This window comes from uncultured Campylobacter sp., assembly GCF_937997405.1.
Lineage (GTDB): Bacteria > Campylobacterota > Campylobacteria > Campylobacterales > Campylobacteraceae > Campylobacter_B.
Genome location: NZ_CALKTL010000086.1, coordinates 1 through 15910, shown reverse-complemented (window position 1 = coordinate 15910; position 15910 = coordinate 1). Strand labels below are relative to the sequence as shown.

The 15910-nt window shown below is 44.8% G+C and carries 15 protein-coding genes and 1 tRNA gene; 8 read left to right on the top strand and 8 right to left on the bottom strand.

Annotated features, from left to right (window positions below):
• Positions 1-247: 247 nt before the first annotated feature.
• Positions 248-324: transfer RNA gene (locus Q0372_RS04785), tRNA-Met, on the bottom strand.
• 70 nt (positions 325-394) lie between these two features.
• Between Q0372_RS04785 and Q0372_RS04780 the strand changes: the two genes are divergently transcribed.
• Positions 395-958, top strand: coding sequence for a LemA family protein (locus tag Q0372_RS04780; RefSeq protein ID WP_297923082.1), 564 nt, complete (start codon positions 395-397; stop codon positions 956-958).
• Between the two features lie 368 nt (positions 959-1326).
• Here Q0372_RS04780 and ybaK read toward each other — a convergent pair whose 3' ends face one another.
• The 5 genes from ybaK to rsmA form a co-directional block, all read right to left on the bottom strand.
• Complete coding sequence (ybaK, locus tag Q0372_RS04775) at positions 1327-1800, bottom strand: Cys-tRNA(Pro) deacylase (protein WP_298103219.1); 474 nt, start codon at positions 1798-1800, stop codon at positions 1327-1329.
• A gap of 15 nt (positions 1801-1815) precedes the next feature.
• Positions 1816-2577 (bottom strand): pseudouridine synthase, encoded by a 762-nt coding sequence (locus tag Q0372_RS04770; RefSeq protein WP_298103366.1) that lies wholly within the window; start codon positions 2575-2577, stop codon positions 1816-1818.
• An 8-nt stretch (positions 2578-2585) separates the two neighbouring features.
• Positions 2586-3548, bottom strand: coding sequence for a KpsF/GutQ family sugar-phosphate isomerase (locus Q0372_RS04765; protein WP_298103216.1), 963 nt, complete (start codon positions 3546-3548; stop codon positions 2586-2588).
• 192 nt (positions 3549-3740) lie between these two features.
• A complete protein-coding gene (locus tag Q0372_RS04760; RefSeq protein ID WP_298103213.1) occupies positions 3741-5966 on the bottom strand; it encodes a ribonuclease J in 2226 nt (741 codons plus the stop codon).
• Positions 5947-6807, bottom strand: coding sequence for a 16S rRNA (adenine(1518)-N(6)/adenine(1519)-N(6))-dimethyltransferase RsmA (gene rsmA, locus Q0372_RS04755; RefSeq protein ID WP_298103211.1), 861 nt, complete (start codon positions 6805-6807; stop codon positions 5947-5949). Before rsmA ends, Q0372_RS04760 begins: the two co-directional genes overlap by 20 nt.
• A gap of 91 nt (positions 6808-6898) precedes the next feature.
• On the opposite strand from rsmA, the gene hisF reads away from it, so the two are divergent.
• From hisF to Q0372_RS04725, 6 genes are all read left to right on the top strand, one after another.
• Positions 6899-7819: an imidazole glycerol phosphate synthase subunit HisF gene (hisF, locus tag Q0372_RS04750; RefSeq protein WP_298103208.1), complete on the top strand. Its 921-nt coding sequence runs from the start codon at positions 6899-6901 to the stop codon at positions 7817-7819.
• Between the two features lie 353 nt (positions 7820-8172).
• The gene (locus Q0372_RS04745; RefSeq protein WP_297882379.1) at positions 8173-8718 is read left to right on the top strand and encodes a purine-nucleoside phosphorylase; all 546 of its coding nucleotides are present in this window, start codon (positions 8173-8175) and stop codon (positions 8716-8718) included.
• A complete protein-coding gene (gene rlmN, locus Q0372_RS04740; RefSeq protein ID WP_298103204.1) occupies positions 8715-9857 on the top strand; it encodes a 23S rRNA (adenine(2503)-C(2))-methyltransferase RlmN in 1143 nt (380 codons plus the stop codon). Before Q0372_RS04745 ends, rlmN begins: the two co-directional genes overlap by 4 nt.
• 34 nt (positions 9858-9891) lie before the next feature.
• Positions 9892-10110, top strand: coding sequence for a hypothetical protein (locus Q0372_RS04735; protein ID WP_298103201.1), 219 nt, complete (start codon positions 9892-9894; stop codon positions 10108-10110).
• A gap of 9 nt (positions 10111-10119) precedes the next feature.
• The gene (locus Q0372_RS04730; protein ID WP_298103198.1) at positions 10120-10602 is read left to right on the top strand and encodes a hypothetical protein; all 483 of its coding nucleotides are present in this window, start codon (positions 10120-10122) and stop codon (positions 10600-10602) included.
• Positions 10571-10693, top strand: coding sequence for a hypothetical protein (locus Q0372_RS04725; protein WP_298103196.1), 123 nt, complete (start codon positions 10571-10573; stop codon positions 10691-10693). The genes Q0372_RS04730 and Q0372_RS04725 overlap by 32 nt, the downstream gene beginning before the upstream one ends.
• A gap of 733 nt (positions 10694-11426) precedes the next feature.
• Here Q0372_RS04725 and Q0372_RS04720 read toward each other — a convergent pair.
• Positions 11427-12839, bottom strand: a complete 1413-nt coding sequence (locus tag Q0372_RS04720; protein WP_298103193.1) for a pseudouridine synthase — start codon at positions 12837-12839, stop codon at positions 11427-11429.
• A 75-nt stretch (positions 12840-12914) separates the two neighbouring features.
• On the opposite strand from Q0372_RS04720, the gene purB reads away from it, so the two are divergent.
• The gene (gene purB, locus Q0372_RS04715; RefSeq protein ID WP_297882648.1) at positions 12915-14246 is read left to right on the top strand and encodes an adenylosuccinate lyase; all 1332 of its coding nucleotides are present in this window, start codon (positions 12915-12917) and stop codon (positions 14244-14246) included.
• 903 nt (positions 14247-15149) lie between these two features.
• On the opposite strand, the gene Q0372_RS04710 is transcribed toward purB, so the two are convergent.
• Entirely contained in the window at positions 15150-15779 is a 630-nt protein-coding gene (locus Q0372_RS04710; protein WP_298103189.1) for a hypothetical protein, read from the bottom strand.
• Between the last annotated feature and the right edge of the window lie 131 nt (positions 15780-15910).

The following is a 15910-nucleotide window of genomic DNA, read 5'->3' as shown; positions in this document are numbered from 1 at the left end:
TACCGATGTGAAAACGCGAAAGAGACTCGAATAAAAAACTTTTGCCAAAATATCTTAAAGGCTCGTAGATAAAGATACTTTGCGTAAATTTATCTTTTAGAGACGGAGCAACAAATTCAAAAAAACTCACATTTGCCCGAAGGTAAATTTTATACTTTTGCCAATTTTCATTATTTTTCAAGTATAAGTAAGATATAATCTCGAACTTTTTTGAGGCGCCGTTGCACTCTTAAAGGTAATTTGAAGATGGTGTCAAGAGAGAGACTTGAACTCTCGACCTCCGGCTTATGAGACCAGCGCTCTAACCAGCTGAGCTACCTTGACACGCGAAAAGAAATGGCAAGTATAGCTAAATATTCTTATTTTTAATTGAAACACTTTAAAAGGAGAGAAAATGAATGCGGCTTTGATTTTATTAGTCGTCATAGTTTTGTTAGTTTTGGCGTTAGTAGGCGTTTATAACTCGTTCATCGCCAAGCGCAACCAGGTGCGAAATATCGCTTCCACAGTCGATACACAGCTTAAAAAACGCTACGACCTCATCCCAAATTTAGTTAGCGCCACGCGAGAATATATGAGCCACGAAAATGCCGTGCTAACGCGCGTTAGCGAACTTCGCTCGCAAGCAATCAGCGCAAGCTCTAACGCGGATAAATTTAAGCTAAATAGTGAAATTTCGGCTCTTTTAGGACAGATCCGCATTGCGGTGGAGGCGTATCCAAACCTCAAAGCTAACGAATCGTTTGCCAAGCTACAAAACGCGTTAGGCGAGTGCGAAGAGCAGATTAGCGCCGCGCGCCGCGCTTATAACGGCGCCGTTACGGTTTATAATAACGCCTGCGAGATGTTTCCCACTAACATCATCGCCAGCGTTTTCAACTTCGCTAAAGCGGAATTTTTCGCCGCTAGCGAGCAAGAAAAGCAAGCCCCGAATGTCTCTGAGCTTTTCAAAAAATAGGCACGAGACGTAGAAAATTTACGATGAAATTTTAAAATTTCATCGTAAATGACTCTAAACGCCGTGAGTCTAAATTTATAGTGAATAAAATAGATCGCACATAAAGCATGCACTTTTAAAATAGACTTGCTTTGCCCCCCCCCCGCGTGCTCGTCATCTCGTTTGAGATATTTTTCGGCGCGCGGTACTTAGAATTTTAACAATAAAATTTTACGAAATTAATTTGATTTGTATTTTCTTGCCGTACAGGAGATTGTTTTAACAAGCGGCGCAACGCCAAATTTTAAAAGTCAAAATTTCGCAGTGTAAATTTTAGCTAGCTCGCTACCGGCGTTACTTACGTAAACGGCAGCAAAAGTAACGCCGCGTTAGTCGTGAGTAATTTTGCAAATTTGCGCCTCGGTGGCAGTTACGAGGTCCTTCGGCGTAAGAGCGATTTGTTTTCCGCGCACGCCTGCGCTAACGTAAATTTTCTCCTGCGTTAGCGCTTTTTCATCGATGAAGGTGCGGAAGTGTTTTTTCATCCCAAGCGGCGAGCAGCCGCCCCTGATGTAGCCCGTGACCTTTTGTAAATCCTTCAAATCCATCAGCTCGCAACGCTTCGCGCCGCAGATGTGCGCGAGCGCCTTGAGATCCAGATTTAGATCGCCTTGCAGGCAGGCTACGACATATTCGTGATCCGCCGTGCAAACTATCGTTTTATAGACCCGCTCGATCGGCTCGTTCACGCTGTTTGCTACATGCACCGCGTCTAAATTTAAAGGATCCACCGCGTATTCTTTGATCTCGTAAGGGATTTTCAGACCGTCCAGTACGCGCGCGGCGTTCGTCTTTGAGCTCATTTCGCCTCCTTAAATTTAATAGCGGATTTTGTTTTCTTTCAAAAAATCGCGCAGATCTTCGTATTCGCTCTGATCGAAATAGCGCCATTTGCCAGGCTTTAGCGTCCCGAGGGTCATTCTACCAAATGCCGTGCGCTTAAGCTCCACGACATCCAGATCGAAATAGCCAAAAAATCTACGCAGCTCGCGGTTTTGACCTTCGTTGATGATCGCCTTTATCTTCGTATAACCGCCGCTGCTAGGCATTATGCGGTAGCCCAAAAAGGGCTTAAATTCCATCGATTTGATCTTGCTTTTGGCGTGTGCGCCCTTGCTCGCATCTGCGGCGAAAAAACCCTCGCGGATCGCCGTTACCACCTCATCCCCTACCTCGCCTTTTACCTTTAGATAGTACTCTCGCTCGATGTCGCTGTTCATCAGCGCCGTAGCGATCGCGGGCGCATCGGTTAGCAGCAAAAGCCCCTCGCTTGCAAAATCCAAACGCCCTACGCTAACAAATCTACTAAATCCCTCCGGCAAACTATCGTAAATCGTCCGCCTGCCACGATCGTCCTTTTTAGTAACTAACTCGCCTTTGCGTTTGTTATAAACAATCATCGTAAATTCCGTCTTAGGCTTGATGAGGCGCGAGCCGATGCGGATCTTCTCCTCGCCGCTAACTTCGATGAAATCGCTAACGACGCGGCCGTTAATGCTAACCTTGCCCTGCTTGATCAGCTCGTCCGCCTCACGGCGTGAGTAGGCGGTGTTATGAGAGATAAATTTATTCAGACGCATCTTTTGCATTATTTTAGCCCCAGACTCGTTAGATCATGGATATGCAAGATCCCCGCAGGCACGCCATTTTCGGCCACGGGCAGGACTTGAATTTTAAATTGCTCGATTAAATTTAGTGCGTCTATCGCGAGCATATTTTTATCGTCCAGCATTTTAGGATTTTTGGTGGCATATTTTAGCGCGCCGTCATTGATGTCAAAATCCTCTCGCATCAGCGCACGCCGCAAATCGCCATCACTTAAGATCGCCTCGAGCGCGCCCTTTTCGTTCACTAACAAAACGGTGCCGAGCTTTCCGTGTGTCATAACGTCAATAGCTTGTTTTAGGCTGGCGCCGCGCTTTGCGAGGGGCAAATTTTTGCTTTGCATCACGTCTTTTACTTTTACGAAAAGTCGCTTACCGAGGCTTCCGCCGGGATGAAAATTTGCAAAATCCTCCTTGCCGAATCTACGCTGCCTCATCAAACAGATCGCTAACGCGTCGCCTAACGCAAGCGTTAGCGTCGTAGAAACCGTCGGCGCAGCACCTAGCGGGCAGGCCTCTTTGACGATATTTAGGCTTATGAACTCATCGCCAACCTTACCGAGTGAGCTGTTTTTATCGCGTGCCATCGCGATGATCTTTACGCCGAAACGTTTGAGGTGAGGTAGAATTCTAACCAGCTCCTCGCTCTCGCCGCTAAAGCTGATCGCAAGCACCATATCGTCCTTGCCGATCATGCCCAAATCGCCGTGCAGCGCCTCGGTAGGATGGACGAAAAACGACGGCGTGCCGGTGCTGGCAAGCGTCGCAGCGATCTTAACGCCTATGTGACCGCTCTTACCCACGCCGGTGACGATTACTTTGCCTTTGCAAGCCAAGATCAAGTTTACGGCTCGCTCAATTTCGTCGCCGATAAGATCCGCATGCCGCAAAAGCTCCGCTCCTTCGAGCCTCAGCACCTCTCGTGCCGTATCTAAAATTTCACTCATTAAACCTTCTTTTTAAAATTTGCTTTCATTTTACGCCTCTTCGCGCCACGCCTAAATTTACGCTACGCGGAATTTCACGCCGTAAAACCAGCACACATTGCAAAATTTTACACCCAATAGCTCATCCGCGCCATAAAATTTCACTTGCCTGCCGCAGATCAAAGCCTCTTTGCGCGCTAAATTTAGCCACGCTTACATCAAATAGATCACCGGCACGATGGTCGGATATTTTTTGATCTTTCTAAAGATGTGTTTGCGCACGGCCTGGCGGATCTTGCCCTCCAGCGCCCAGTGATCGAGCAGAATTTCATCTTTTAAATTTGCCAAAAACTGCTCGATGATGCCCTGCATCTCTTTGGTAAAGTGCGCCGTTTGGTTCTCTGCGACGAGTCCGTAAGTGATGACGCGCGTCTGAATGAGCCTCTTTTCGTTTTTGTCGATCTGCGCGATGATGACCGCGACGCCCGCATCGGCTAAATTTTGACGGTGCTTGACGATCTCGTCGGAGATCTGCTTGTTGATCTGATTATCAATAAAAACCTTACCCGTCTTGACGGTCTTGACGCGCTTTAGATATTTTTCGCAAACCTCCATCTGATCACCGTCGTTCATTAGATAGATATTTTTCTCCTCGATGCCGCACTCCATCGCAGTCTCTTTGTGTTTTACGATATGATTATATTCGCCGTGCACGGGTAGGAAAAATTTCGGCTTTATCAAGCGCAGCATGAGCTTTTGCTCTTCGATCGAAGCGTGCCCGCTTACGTGTATCTCGCTGAAGTCCTGATACGCGACCTTTGCGCCGCTTTTTAGAAGGTAGTTAAGCACGGTCGATACGCTGCTTTCGTTGCCGGGGATCGCTTTGGCGCTGATAATTACCTGATCGGTGGATTTGATCTTAATGTATTTGTGCTCGTCCGTCGCCATGCGGTACAGCGCGCTCATCGTCTCGCCCTGCGAGCCGGTAGTTACGATCAAAACCTCATTATCGGGATATTTTGAGACTTGATCGGCATCGACGAAGATCTTTTTGTCTAAATTTACGTAGCCAAGCTCCATCGCGGTAAATAAATTTCGCTCCATGCTTCGTCCGATGACGCAGACCTTGCGGCCGTATTTTACGCCGCGCTCAATAGCCTGATAGACGCGGTGGATGTTTGAGCTGAAGGTGCTCATTATCACTCGCCCCTTACAGCTTGAGAATATCATATCAAAGGTCTTACCTACCGAGCTTTCAGACTTTGTGATCCCCTCTTTGTGCGAGTTTGTGCTATCGCTCATCAAAAGCATAACTCCGCGATCGCCGTAATAAGCTAGGCGGTTCAGATCGGTCGGATAGCCGTCGATCGGCGTGTGATCGATCTTAAAATCGCCCGTATGGATGATCGTGCCCGCTTTCGTTGTGATTGCAAGCGCGCTTGCATCGATAATCGAGTGCGTTATGTGGATAAACTCGACCTCAAAATCACCGATCTGATAAAGCTGGCGCTTCTGGACGGGGCGGAAGTAGCTACGCTCGGCTTTTAGGCCGTGCTCTTCAAATTTATTGCTTATCATCCCCAAAGGAAGCGGCGTAGCGTAGATCGGGAATTGAAATTCTTTGAAAAAATATGGCATCGCGCCGATATGATCCTCATGCGCGTGCGTGATAATGATGCCTTTGATCTTGTTTTTTATCTTGCGAACATAATCAAAGTCGGGGATTAAAATGTCCACGCCAAGCATACTCTCCTCGGGAAAGCTCATGCCCACATCGACGATGATCGCGCTCGTATTGGTCTCAAAAACGGTCATATTCGCGCCGATCTCGCCCAGTCCGCCAAGCGGTGTAATACGCACCGTCTCATCACTGCGATTAGCGTCTTTAAGCGGGTGCAGGCGCTCCTCGTGGATCAGCTTATTTTGCGCGATCGCATCGTCCATCGCCTTCTGCCACGGCTCGTTGCCAGTAAGACTTTTTGGCATATTTGAGCGCTTTTTGTGCTTTTTCTTTTTCTGTGAATCCGAAGAGTTCGTATCGTCTGCGACGCTAGAATTCGGGCCTTTTGCGTTATTGGCGCTTGGCTTTGCACGGCCGTCGCGGTTTAAATTTGAACCGCCCGCGCCGTTTTCGTTGTTTTTTGGGTATGCGCCTGCGAAATGCGCACCATTCGCGCCGTTTGAATTGCCGCTTGACGAACCGCCCGAAAAATTTGATCCGTTGCGAGAGCCATTTTTTGAACCCTTTGAACGAGCGGAATTTTGCCCGTTTTTCGCGCCTTTATTTTTGCGAGAGCCGTTTTCGTGCTCGCCGCCGAATTCCACATCGCCCGCAGAGCCTTCGCTTGCGATAGATTTTTTTAGATTTTCCTTGCGTTTTTTATAGCGATTGCTTTTTTTGAGTCGTTCGACGCCGTTTTCATTTCTGTTTTCTTCCATCTTTTGCCTTTAAATTTTTAAAAATTTCTAAAAAAAGGGTGGAATTTAACTCGTGCGCCCGAACTGTAGGCGGAATTTTCAAATTTAAAAAGATCCCTTCGGCTAAGCCTCTATCAAATTTTGCGCTTAAATTTTTAATAAGCGTCTTTCGCGGCGCGCTGAAAGATACGCGCAAAAAGCTTTTAAATTTCTCGTATTCATCGAGACTTTGGAAACGGGCGCAACTTTTTACGCCGAGGCTATCTGCGTTTATCTCGAGGCTGGGCTTGAAATTTTTGCCCTTTACGAGCCGCATAACCGACGAAGTTACCTTCGGCGCGGGCTCGAAGCAGCCGGGCTCAACGTCGAATAGAAGCTCGCAGCCGCCCGCAAGATCGGCCAGGATCGACAGAGCGCTAAAATCGCTCTGTCCGGCTTTGGCGCAGAATTTTAAAGCAACCTCCTTTTGAATCATCACCAAAAATCCGCCGCATAGCTCATCGTCGATCGCCTGCAAAATCATCTTCGTAGCGACGTAGTAGGGCAAATTTGCGACCAAAAAATATTCGCCGCGCTCAAGACCCCGCTGCTGCCAAATCCGCAAAGCATCGCCCAAAACGAGCTTAAGCTCGCCGCTAGCGATCTGCTGCGCAAATTTAGCGCTTAAAATTTGATATAAATCTTCATCTATCTCGAAACTTTTTAATCTGTAAAATTCCAAAAGCTTACGAGTTAAATCACCTAAGCCAGCCCCGATCTCAACGACATTCTGTACATTCTCGGGAATCGCTTGGATGATCTTGCTTAAAACGGCTTCGTCTTTTAAAAAATTTTGCCCGAACTCTTTTTTCGCTCTAATCATCGCGAGAGTCTAGCCAAATTTTACTTATAAAGTCATTATGTTAAGTAAAATTTGGCTAAAATCATAAAAAATTTTATTATGAAGGGCTGCTTTGAATAGATTCGCAAAACGCATAATCCCGTGCCTTGACGTCAAAGACGGACGGGTGGTAAAGGGCGTAAATTTCGTAGGTCTCGTGGATGCGGGTGATCCGGTCGAGATAGCCAAACGCTACAACGAGGAGGGCGCGGACGAGCTGTGCTTCCTTGACATCACGGCGTCGCATCTTGAGCGCGATACGATCGTGGATGTCGTGGAGCGGGTCGCACGCGAGCTTTTTATCCCGCTGACCGTTGGCGGCGGTATACGCACGATCGACGACATCTCGCGCCTGCTAAACGTCGGCTGCGATAAAATCAGCCTCAACTCAGCTGCAATAAAAAATCCAAATTTGATAGACGAAGCGGCAAATAAATTCGGCTCGCAGTGCGTCGTGGTAGCGATAGATGCGAAACGAAATTCGAGTGAAATTTCGCGCGGTAATTTATATGACACGGCGAGGAATTCAAACGGAAATTTACACGGCGACATGCAAAATCCAGACACAAATTTAGACAGTGAGACGCGGAATTTCGGCGAAATTTTACGCAGCTCGCAGGATGAAATTTTAACTGGGAACGGCGAACTTTGCGGCTATAGCGTGTTTATAAACGGCGGCAGGCTGGATACCGGCAGGGACGCGCTTGCTTGGGCGAAAGAGGCGCAGGAGCGCGGCGCGGGAGAAATTTTACTCACATCGATGGACTGCGACGGCGTTAAAAACGGCTTTGAGCTAAATTTGACGCGGATTTTTAGCGCGCTTGATATCCCCGTGATCGCAAGCGGCGGTGCGGGTAAAATGGAGCATTTTAAGGACGCATTTTTAGCAGGCGCGGACGCATGCTTGGCAGCATCAATCTTTCACTTCAGAGAGATCGAAATTAAGGCACTAAAAACGTATCTGCAGGAGCAAGGCATCGAAGTGAGAATGTAAATTTAGCCAGGTTTATACCACAAGGTTGAAACTTAGCCGCCAAAGCGACCAAATAATTAATTTTATTTCAGCCTTTATTATCTTGCAAGTTTTTTGCAAGCATCGTTTTTGCTTAGATAAAATTTCTTCGTTTTAGCTAAATTATAAGCTTTTTTTATGATACTTTTCCATCTTCTACCCGCCACCTGCACTACTACCATTATGGAAGATAAAGGTACAGCTCTCATAGATGTTTACTCGATTTATTTTAATTTCATCCGATACTTTACGACGAAAAAATTTCAAAATTTAGCTTTAAATTTATCGTCATTTTGCTATGATTAGTGAAAAATAATGAAAGCGTGAATGCGTAAATGATAATCTCTGCCGGACGAAATGAAATTTTTGATTTTGCCCTGCCTATGGGTGTAGGGCTAGTAGATATGAGTATAAATTTGACTAAATTTTTATGCGAAAATAGGCAAAGCTTGCCGAGTGAAATCATTTTCGTGGGTTCTGCGGGGCTATATAAAGAAGGTAAAATTCTAAAAATTTATGAAAGCAGATCGGCTGCAAACTGTGAGATATCGGCGCTTTATGAGCTTTCATACTCCCCGATTAGCTATGAAATTATAGCTAGGAATTCTACCAATGTTTCATATGAAACAATAATTAATAGCTCAAATTTTATCACGACCGATAAAAAATCCGCGCTAAAATTCTTTGAGCGAGGTTATTTTTTAGAAAATATGGAATTTTTTTCGGTTCTCAAGGTAGCACAAAAATTTCAAATTCCCGCTTACGGAATTTTTTGTGCGACGAATTTCTGCGATTCAAATGCTCACGCAAATTTTTTAAAAAATCACGCCGCTGCAAAAAAAAATTTAACTAAATATCTAAAAACTAAGGCATTAATTTGAAAAATATCTTTGATTTTACGATGAAAGAGCTTGAAAATTTCATCGAACCGAAATTTAGAGCCAAGCAAATTTACGAATGGATTTACAAAAAGAATGTGGATGACTTCACACAAATGCTAAATCTACCAAAAGAGATCCGTCAAAGTTTAGCTCAAAATTTTTATTTAGATCCACTTGAATGCGTCAGATCCGAAACAAGTAGTGATGGCAGTATCAAATACCTTTTCGCTCTCAAAGATGGCAAGACGATAGAAAGTGTCCTGCTACCGATGAAGGATGAACTGCGAGATGAAAACGAAAAAATTATAAGACACGCGCGCTACTCAATCTGCGTAAGTTCGCAAGTGGGTTGCAAAATTGGCTGCACCTTTTGCCTGACAGCAAAAGGTGGCTTCGTACGGAATTTAACTCCAGGCGAAATCGTGGCTCAAATTTGGCTCATCAAAAAAATGAACGCGATCCCGTACGAGCGCCGCGTCAATGTCGTATATATGGGGATGGGCGAACCGCTTAATAACCTAGACAACGTTGCCAAAGCCGTGCGAATTTTAAAAGAAAACGACGGACTCGCAATAGCGCCGCGTCGCCAAACGATAAGTACAAGCGGACTTTCTACGCAGATAAAAAAGCTTGGCGAAATGGATCTTGGCGTGCTACTCGCGATCTCACTGCATGCAGTGGATGACGAACTGCGTGAAAAACTAATGCCGATAAATCGCGCCTACAATATCGCATCGATCATGCAGGCGGTGCGCGAGTTCCCAATCGATCTGCGAAAACGGGTGATGTTTGAATATCTAATAATCGATGGGATAAATGACCGCTCAAGCGATGCCAAAACGCTAGTGAAGCTTCTGCACGGCATTCGCGCAAAAGTAAATCTGATCTATTTTAATCCGCACGAAGGCTCGAGCTTTGGCAGGCCAAGCCCCGAAAACATGGTGAAATTCCAAGACTATCTCTGCGCGCACGGCATTACTTGCACGATCCGCCAGAGCAAGGGGCTAGATATCAGTGCAGCGTGCGGACAGCTCAAGCAAAGAAACGAGCAAGGTAAAATTCCGGCTCAAAGTGCTATCAGTGCCGATAAAATTTCGAACAAGCAGAGGAGAAATTCGGCGATTATTTTCAGACCGTAAGGCAGATCGGCAAAAAATTTATAACGAAGTAGCAATGGACGCGCAAAAAATAGTGGATGAGATCGGCGTTTTCTTAGACAGATCGCTGCTTAAAAAATCCAAGATTACAAAGGCGGAGATTATCCGCTTTATCGAGGCAAAATGGGCGGAGGCGGACGATGAGAAATACCGCGTCTACGACTCATACATCTACGCGGCGCGCATGGCAAATGAGTACGAATGGGCGGGCGACGCCTCAAATATGCTGCGCTAGCTAGGCGAGATGGACAAGCGCGCCAGAAGCAATGAAAATCCGTCCTACGTGAGCGATTATTACAAGGGCGAATGCTGCCTGGAGTGCGGAGCAGAGCAGGAGGCGCTTAAATTTTTGCGCAAAAGCTACGAAGCGAATCAGGAGTATCTTTTCACCCGCAGCCCAAAGGTCGCGGAGTTTTTTAATGCGCATCTTACAGAACCTAAAATTTTGCCTAAATTTGAAGATGAAGAATACGAGGACTTTGGTTTCCCGCTGCGGCTGGAGTATTTCGGTAAAGCTTTAGAGCAAGAGGGCGAGTTTCGCTGCGCGTTTTTAGATGAAGACGGCGAGAAGACGGACGAGCCGAGTCATGCGCAATCGGACGCACTAGAGTTTCTAAAGCAGAATCAGGAAAAAATTTTAACGGGCATCTTAGCTGAAATTTTAAAAAACTACCCAAAATGGCAAAAGCGATTTCATGCCAGGCATCAGCACGCCACAGGAGCTTAGCGAACTATTGGAGCTACAAAATATCTATATCCTAGACGACGCAAAATCGGCTTTCAGTTTAGCTGCTCGTGGGACATGGAGTATGGTCTAGGCGTGATGACGCGCAAAGGCGAAGTCATTAATATCGGCGAAGCAGAAGTAGCGTTTATGGCTATTTGAATTTAGTTTAAAATAATTGTTTATTTGAAACTTTGCGTAAGTTGCGAAATTATGACGATTATAGGGTATAAATACGCATTTAGCTACATGCCTTATGGCAATCGGATCCGCGTTTATATAAATTTAGCCGCGTGCGATAGCAGCCAAAAATTATTTTCCTAAATTCTAATTTTATTAGAAGAGATTTTAAAACAGAATTTTTCAAAGTTCTAAAAGACCACTCAATAAAATCAAGAATTTAAACCAAATAAAAGACTTATCAGAATGATAGGTTAACGCGCCGCATAAAAGAAATTTGTCCTAGCGCTATAGATTGTGGCAAAGCGAGTAATTGCTAAAATTTTAAAATTTTATGGCATATCGTAAGGCGTAAAAAACTAATAAAATTCAAAAACAAAACGTGCTTACAATAAATGTACGTCTAGGCGCCTTATCATTGTAGTAGAATTTATCATCCCGCCTTGCGCTTTAGCGAATATAACTAGATTTGACTTATTTGATTTATGACGCACGCCATATTCAACCTTTTAACAAATCTCATTAAAAGCTACGCGAAAATTCCAAGAAATTTTGTACCCGCCAAGCTTTTAAATACGCGCACAAAATAAATTCTTATCTTAAAAATTTATCTGATCCACCAAAGCATCCAGATTTTATTAAGTTACCTAAATTTTACCGATTTTCGCAAGATTATAAAACTCTCTTGCGGCATCGAATTTGCTTTTTATCTCATATCGCTCTCCGCCTAGTTCGAAGCAAATTGTATTCGCGTGCAGTAGTAATCTCGGCGCCCCTGTCGTTCTGATCCGCTCCGTCTCATCCATCTTTTTATCCAATATCCGCTCCGCTTGCTCCCGCGAAAGCCCATACAGCGGCTCTCCCAATATCGGCGCACCCGCGGCAAATAGATGCAGCCTGATCTGATGCTGCCTACCCGTCAGCGGATAGCACTCAATCAGGCTAGCGTCCATGTCCGAGAAATATCGCAGCGGGCGTATGAGCGTGATCGCCTCCTTGCCATCGCGCGATATTTTCATACGAATTTTAAGATCGGCAAACTCGCCGCTAGGAGCAATAGGAGCATCAATTACAAACCCCTCGAAATCCTTTAAAAATTTCAGTTTTTCGCTAAATTTTGCGTATTTTGCAGGCTCAAATTTTTTCAAATTTACACAGCCCTTAGAAGTAGCTGGCAAAGATTTAGCCGCAGATAAGGCGCAAGGTTTATGTCCGTTATCCGCGCTACTCATCGTGATAGCGGGTTTGAGCTTATCACTCACGCCGCAGGATAAGTCATCAAATTCAGATCTGCTGTCAACATCGCCAGTAGGAGCGCCGGAATTAAATTTAACCTGCGCGTCGTAAGATAGAGCATCGCACCACAATCCCCTACTCGCACCATTAGACAAGATATTAAATCCAAATTTATTGCCTGTTCCTTTTAGAGCTAGTGTATCGCGCAAATCCGATACGCTACTTGGTAAACTCACAGCATCGCCCGCGAATTTTGATCCGCAAATTTCATCAAAGCCTAGAGCATAGCAACTCTCTATCTCACCATTGCAAGCGGCACTTTGCAAATCCCCTCGCAAGCCCTCTCTCAAATCCCCTTGCACGAGCGCTAGATAGCTTTTCATCACTCTACGCTGTTCGAAGCACTCTTTAAGCTCGCGCGCCGCGTCTTTATCCTTGGCGACAATAAGAATTCCGCTGGTTTCTAAATCAAGCCTGTGCGCCACGCACGCGTCCTGCCCGTATAGCGACCAGATCTCGTCATACATATTATAAGGCGAGTTGCGCCCGCTCGGATGGCTTAAAATTCCACTCGGCTTGTCAAATGCCGCAAACGCATCGCACTCAAAGATCGGCTTCAGTCCGCGCGGCTCGCATTTGTAATCGATCAAAAAAATTTCTCCGCAAGCAACGGAGTTTTTATGTAAATTTTGATCCTCTGCATCGGTTACGCGGCGCTTGTCACAGATGCGCTGCGCGGATTTCATATCGTATCCGAGGCTAAGCAGAATTTCGTAAATTTTGCGCCCCTCAAAGCTTCCCAAGCTTCTTTTCTCATAACCCATATTAAACTTTCAGCCCTATTTTTATATAATTTTTGCCATCATTATACAAGAAATTCTAACCGAAAGGCTACTAAAATGGTCGAAAGATACGCAAGAAAAGAGATGTCTGAAAAATGGAGCTTGCAAGCCAAATACGACGCGTGGCTAAAAGTCGAGCTCGCGGCGGTTAAGGCGTGGAATAAACTAGGTCTAATAAGCGACTGTGATAAAGATAAAATTCTACAAAACGCAAGCTTTAGGATCGAGCGGATAGATGAGATCGAAAAGACCACCAAGCACGACGTGATTGCATTTCTAACGAGCGTGAGTGAGAGCCTTGGGCAGGAGAGCCGCTTCGTGCATTACGGCATGACTAGCAGCGATTGCATCGATACCGCCGTTGCACTACAAATCAAAGAAAGCATGGAGCTTATCATTGAGGATGTGCAAAATTTAAAAGCTGCGATAAAATCTCAAGCCATGAAGCATAAAATGACACTGATGGTCGGGCGCAGCCACGGTATCCACGGCGAGCCGATCACTTTCGGACTCGTGCTTGCGGTCTGGTATGATGAGATAAATCGCGCGCTAGAGCTTTTGCAACACGCAAAAAGCGTTATCAGCTACGGCAAAATAAGCGGTGCGATGGGGAATTTCGCCCACGCTCCACTAGAGCTGGAAGAGCTAGTGTGCGAATATCTGGGGTTAAAGCCCGCTCCCGCGTCCAATCAAGTCATCCAGCGCGATCGCTACGCACAGGTAATGAGCGCACTTGCGATCCTGGCTTCCAGCTGCGAAAAGATCGCTATCGCAATCCGCCACTATCAACGCACCGAGGTTTATGAGGCAGAGGAATTTTTTAGCCCAGGTCAAAAGGGCAGCTCTGCGATGCCACACAAACGAAATCCTGTCCTTAGCGAAAACGTAACTGGACTATGTCGTATGATCCGTAGCTTCGCAATACCCGCGATGGAGGACGTAGCGCTATGGCACGAACGCGACATCAGCCATAGCTCAGTCGAGCGATTTATCCTCCCTGATGGCTTTATAACCGCCGATTTTATGCTAAATCGCTTGACAAGCTTGATCGAAAAACTGCTCGTATATCCCGAAAATATGATGAGAAATCTAAATTTAACCGGTGGGCTCGTGTTTTCGCAGCGCGTACTGCTAGAGCTGCCTAAACGAGGAGTTAGCAGAGAGGATGCCTATAAGATCGTACAGCGTAATGCGATGAAGGTCTGGGCGGATCTGCAAGAGGGCAAAAAAGCTATAGATGAGCAAGGGCATAGCCTGTTTTTGCAAAATCTGCTCGCAGATACAAAGCTGCGAGAAAAACTAAGCGAAAGCGAGATTAAAGAGTGCTTCGACTACGGATATTACACTAAAAACGTAGACGCGATTTTCGCTAGGGTTTTTGGCAAATAGCAGGCACGACGACTTGCTATTTTAAAACTCCGAGCTAGCTTACAAAATATAGCAAAGCAGCTAGAAATTTATGTTTGCACCGAAGTATTTTAAAAACAGCGATTGAAATTTTAAAATTTTTACAAAGACAAAATTTTAGTAAAAGCATAGCGCTTGCGGATTAATCTAGCATCTAAATCCGCACGACAGGCATCTACCGCTTTTACCGCGAATTTATAAAGGTAAAAATTCTACGCTTGCGACTAACATTAAAATCGTAAAAATTTAATGCTTTAAAACGTTAAAATTCTTAGACGCAGTAGTTTTAGAATTTTACCGCAAAATTTAGCGCTAAATCACAAAACCGCAAATACAAGATTCCCATCAAGTAAACAAGAAGATCCGCCTCTAAATCAGCTAATATTAAGACGCAATCCTTTTACGTGCTCACTTAAAATTTCACGTCTAGTAAACAATAAAGTTTTAAGGATTTTATGACATTTCTGCGTTGGCTCAAGCTAGGAGTCGTGAGATATCCGAAGCAATTATGAAACAAATTTAAAGTGGCAAATGGAGACATTGATAAAATTCCGCTTTTTCAACTTGAAATTATAACGATTCTTAAAAAAAAGCGGATTGAGTAAAATTTCATAAATTTTATCAATTTAAATGCTTACCAGATAGCACCAAAATACGAGCCAAGCATGTGTGAATATATTTGAATTTTGTATGCACGAGCAGGTAAAATTTGACATCTAGTACCAACAGCAACCCTTTGATTATCATATAATTGCATCTGAATTGCTCGCAAATTTCGGATTAAACAATCCTGCCTGCAATTTGACATCTAATAATTATTTGGAATTTGAAAGCGGATGGAGCGGGAGTTCGTTCGCTCCATCCTGCGCTAGCACGTTATAATTTTTAGAATTTAAAGTTGTATCCTAAATATAGTCCATGATTGGTCTCGTAGGCTTTATCTATATCCTCTCCGAGCTTACTAGCCTTGTATCTCGTGTAGTCCGCTTTGTAGCCAAACTCGATCTCATTATGCTCATCAAAGCTATATAAACCACCCAGCCTTGCGCCGATGACCCAGCCTGGTACTGTCTTTGATATAGAGTCACTATCGCCGCTGAAGTCATTATACGAATCTTTGTATTTCAAAAACGAAACCCCCGTATATGCGCCCGTTACTAGCCTAAAGCTATTCGTAATCTCAGGCGTAAAATCTCCGCCTACTAGCAAGCTATGCTTATTCCAAGAGTGTTTAAAATCTCCATCCTCATCACTACCATTTTTTGTAACCTTAAAGTCATACATATACTCGCCGTATGCTCTAGCTATACCAAAATCATAGCCAGCCTTAAAACCTATCGCAGCTTGCCCCTTATGATCTTTAACGGTGCCAGAGTCTCCATCCTCCGACCATTTGGCTGTAAGACTAGATTTAAACGAGTAATCCCCCTCGATGCCTAAAAGTAAACCCTCGCTAGAGCTTACGCTAACGCAAGCCGCAGCGGCAAATGCCGCGATTAAAATTTTGTTTTTCATATTTTCTCCTTACAATTTATGATTTCAAGGCTTCTCGCCACCGCCGCTCTTGCCGTTTTATAACTTACGATCTTTGAGCCTCCTCCACCGGATCCGCTTACAAATCCGTTTAAAATTTGTTGATTATAATA

Bases quoted from the DNA above. Each gene is read 5' to 3' on its own strand.
- Q0372_RS04780 (WP_297923082.1), top strand. From the start codon at position 395: ATGAATGCGGCTTTGATTTTATTAGTCGTCATAGTTTTGTTAGTTTTG.
- ybaK (WP_298103219.1), bottom strand. From the start codon at position 1,800: ATGAGCTCAAAGACGAACGCCGCGCGCGTACTGGACGGTCTGAAAATC.
- Q0372_RS04770 (WP_298103366.1), bottom strand. From the start codon at position 2,577: ATGCGTCTGAATAAATTTATCTCTCATAACACCGCCTACTCACGCCGT.
- Q0372_RS04765 (WP_298103216.1), bottom strand. From the start codon at position 3,548: ATGAGTGAAATTTTAGATACGGCACGAGAGGTGCTGAGGCTCGAAGGA.
- Q0372_RS04760 (WP_298103213.1), bottom strand. From the start codon at position 5,966: ATGGAAGAAAACAGAAATGAAAACGGCGTCGAACGACTCAAAAAAAGC.
- rsmA (WP_298103211.1), bottom strand. From the start codon at position 6,807: ATGATTAGAGCGAAAAAAGAGTTCGGGCAAAATTTTTTAAAAGACGAA.
- Q0372_RS04745 (WP_297882379.1), top strand. From the start codon at position 8,173: ATGATAATCTCTGCCGGACGAAATGAAATTTTTGATTTTGCCCTGCCT.
- Q0372_RS04735 (WP_298103201.1), top strand. From the start codon at position 9,892: ATGGACGCGCAAAAAATAGTGGATGAGATCGGCGTTTTCTTAGACAGA.
- Q0372_RS04730 (WP_298103198.1), top strand. From the start codon at position 10,120: ATGGACAAGCGCGCCAGAAGCAATGAAAATCCGTCCTACGTGAGCGAT.
- Q0372_RS04725 (WP_298103196.1), top strand. From the start codon at position 10,571: ATGCCAGGCATCAGCACGCCACAGGAGCTTAGCGAACTATTGGAGCTA.
- Q0372_RS04720 (WP_298103193.1), bottom strand. From the start codon at position 12,839: ATGGGTTATGAGAAAAGAAGCTTGGGAAGCTTTGAGGGGCGCAAAATT.
- purB (WP_297882648.1), top strand. From the start codon at position 12,915: ATGGTCGAAAGATACGCAAGAAAAGAGATGTCTGAAAAATGGAGCTTG.
- Q0372_RS04710 (WP_298103189.1), bottom strand. From the start codon at position 15,779: ATGAAAAACAAAATTTTAATCGCGGCATTTGCCGCTGCGGCTTGCGTT.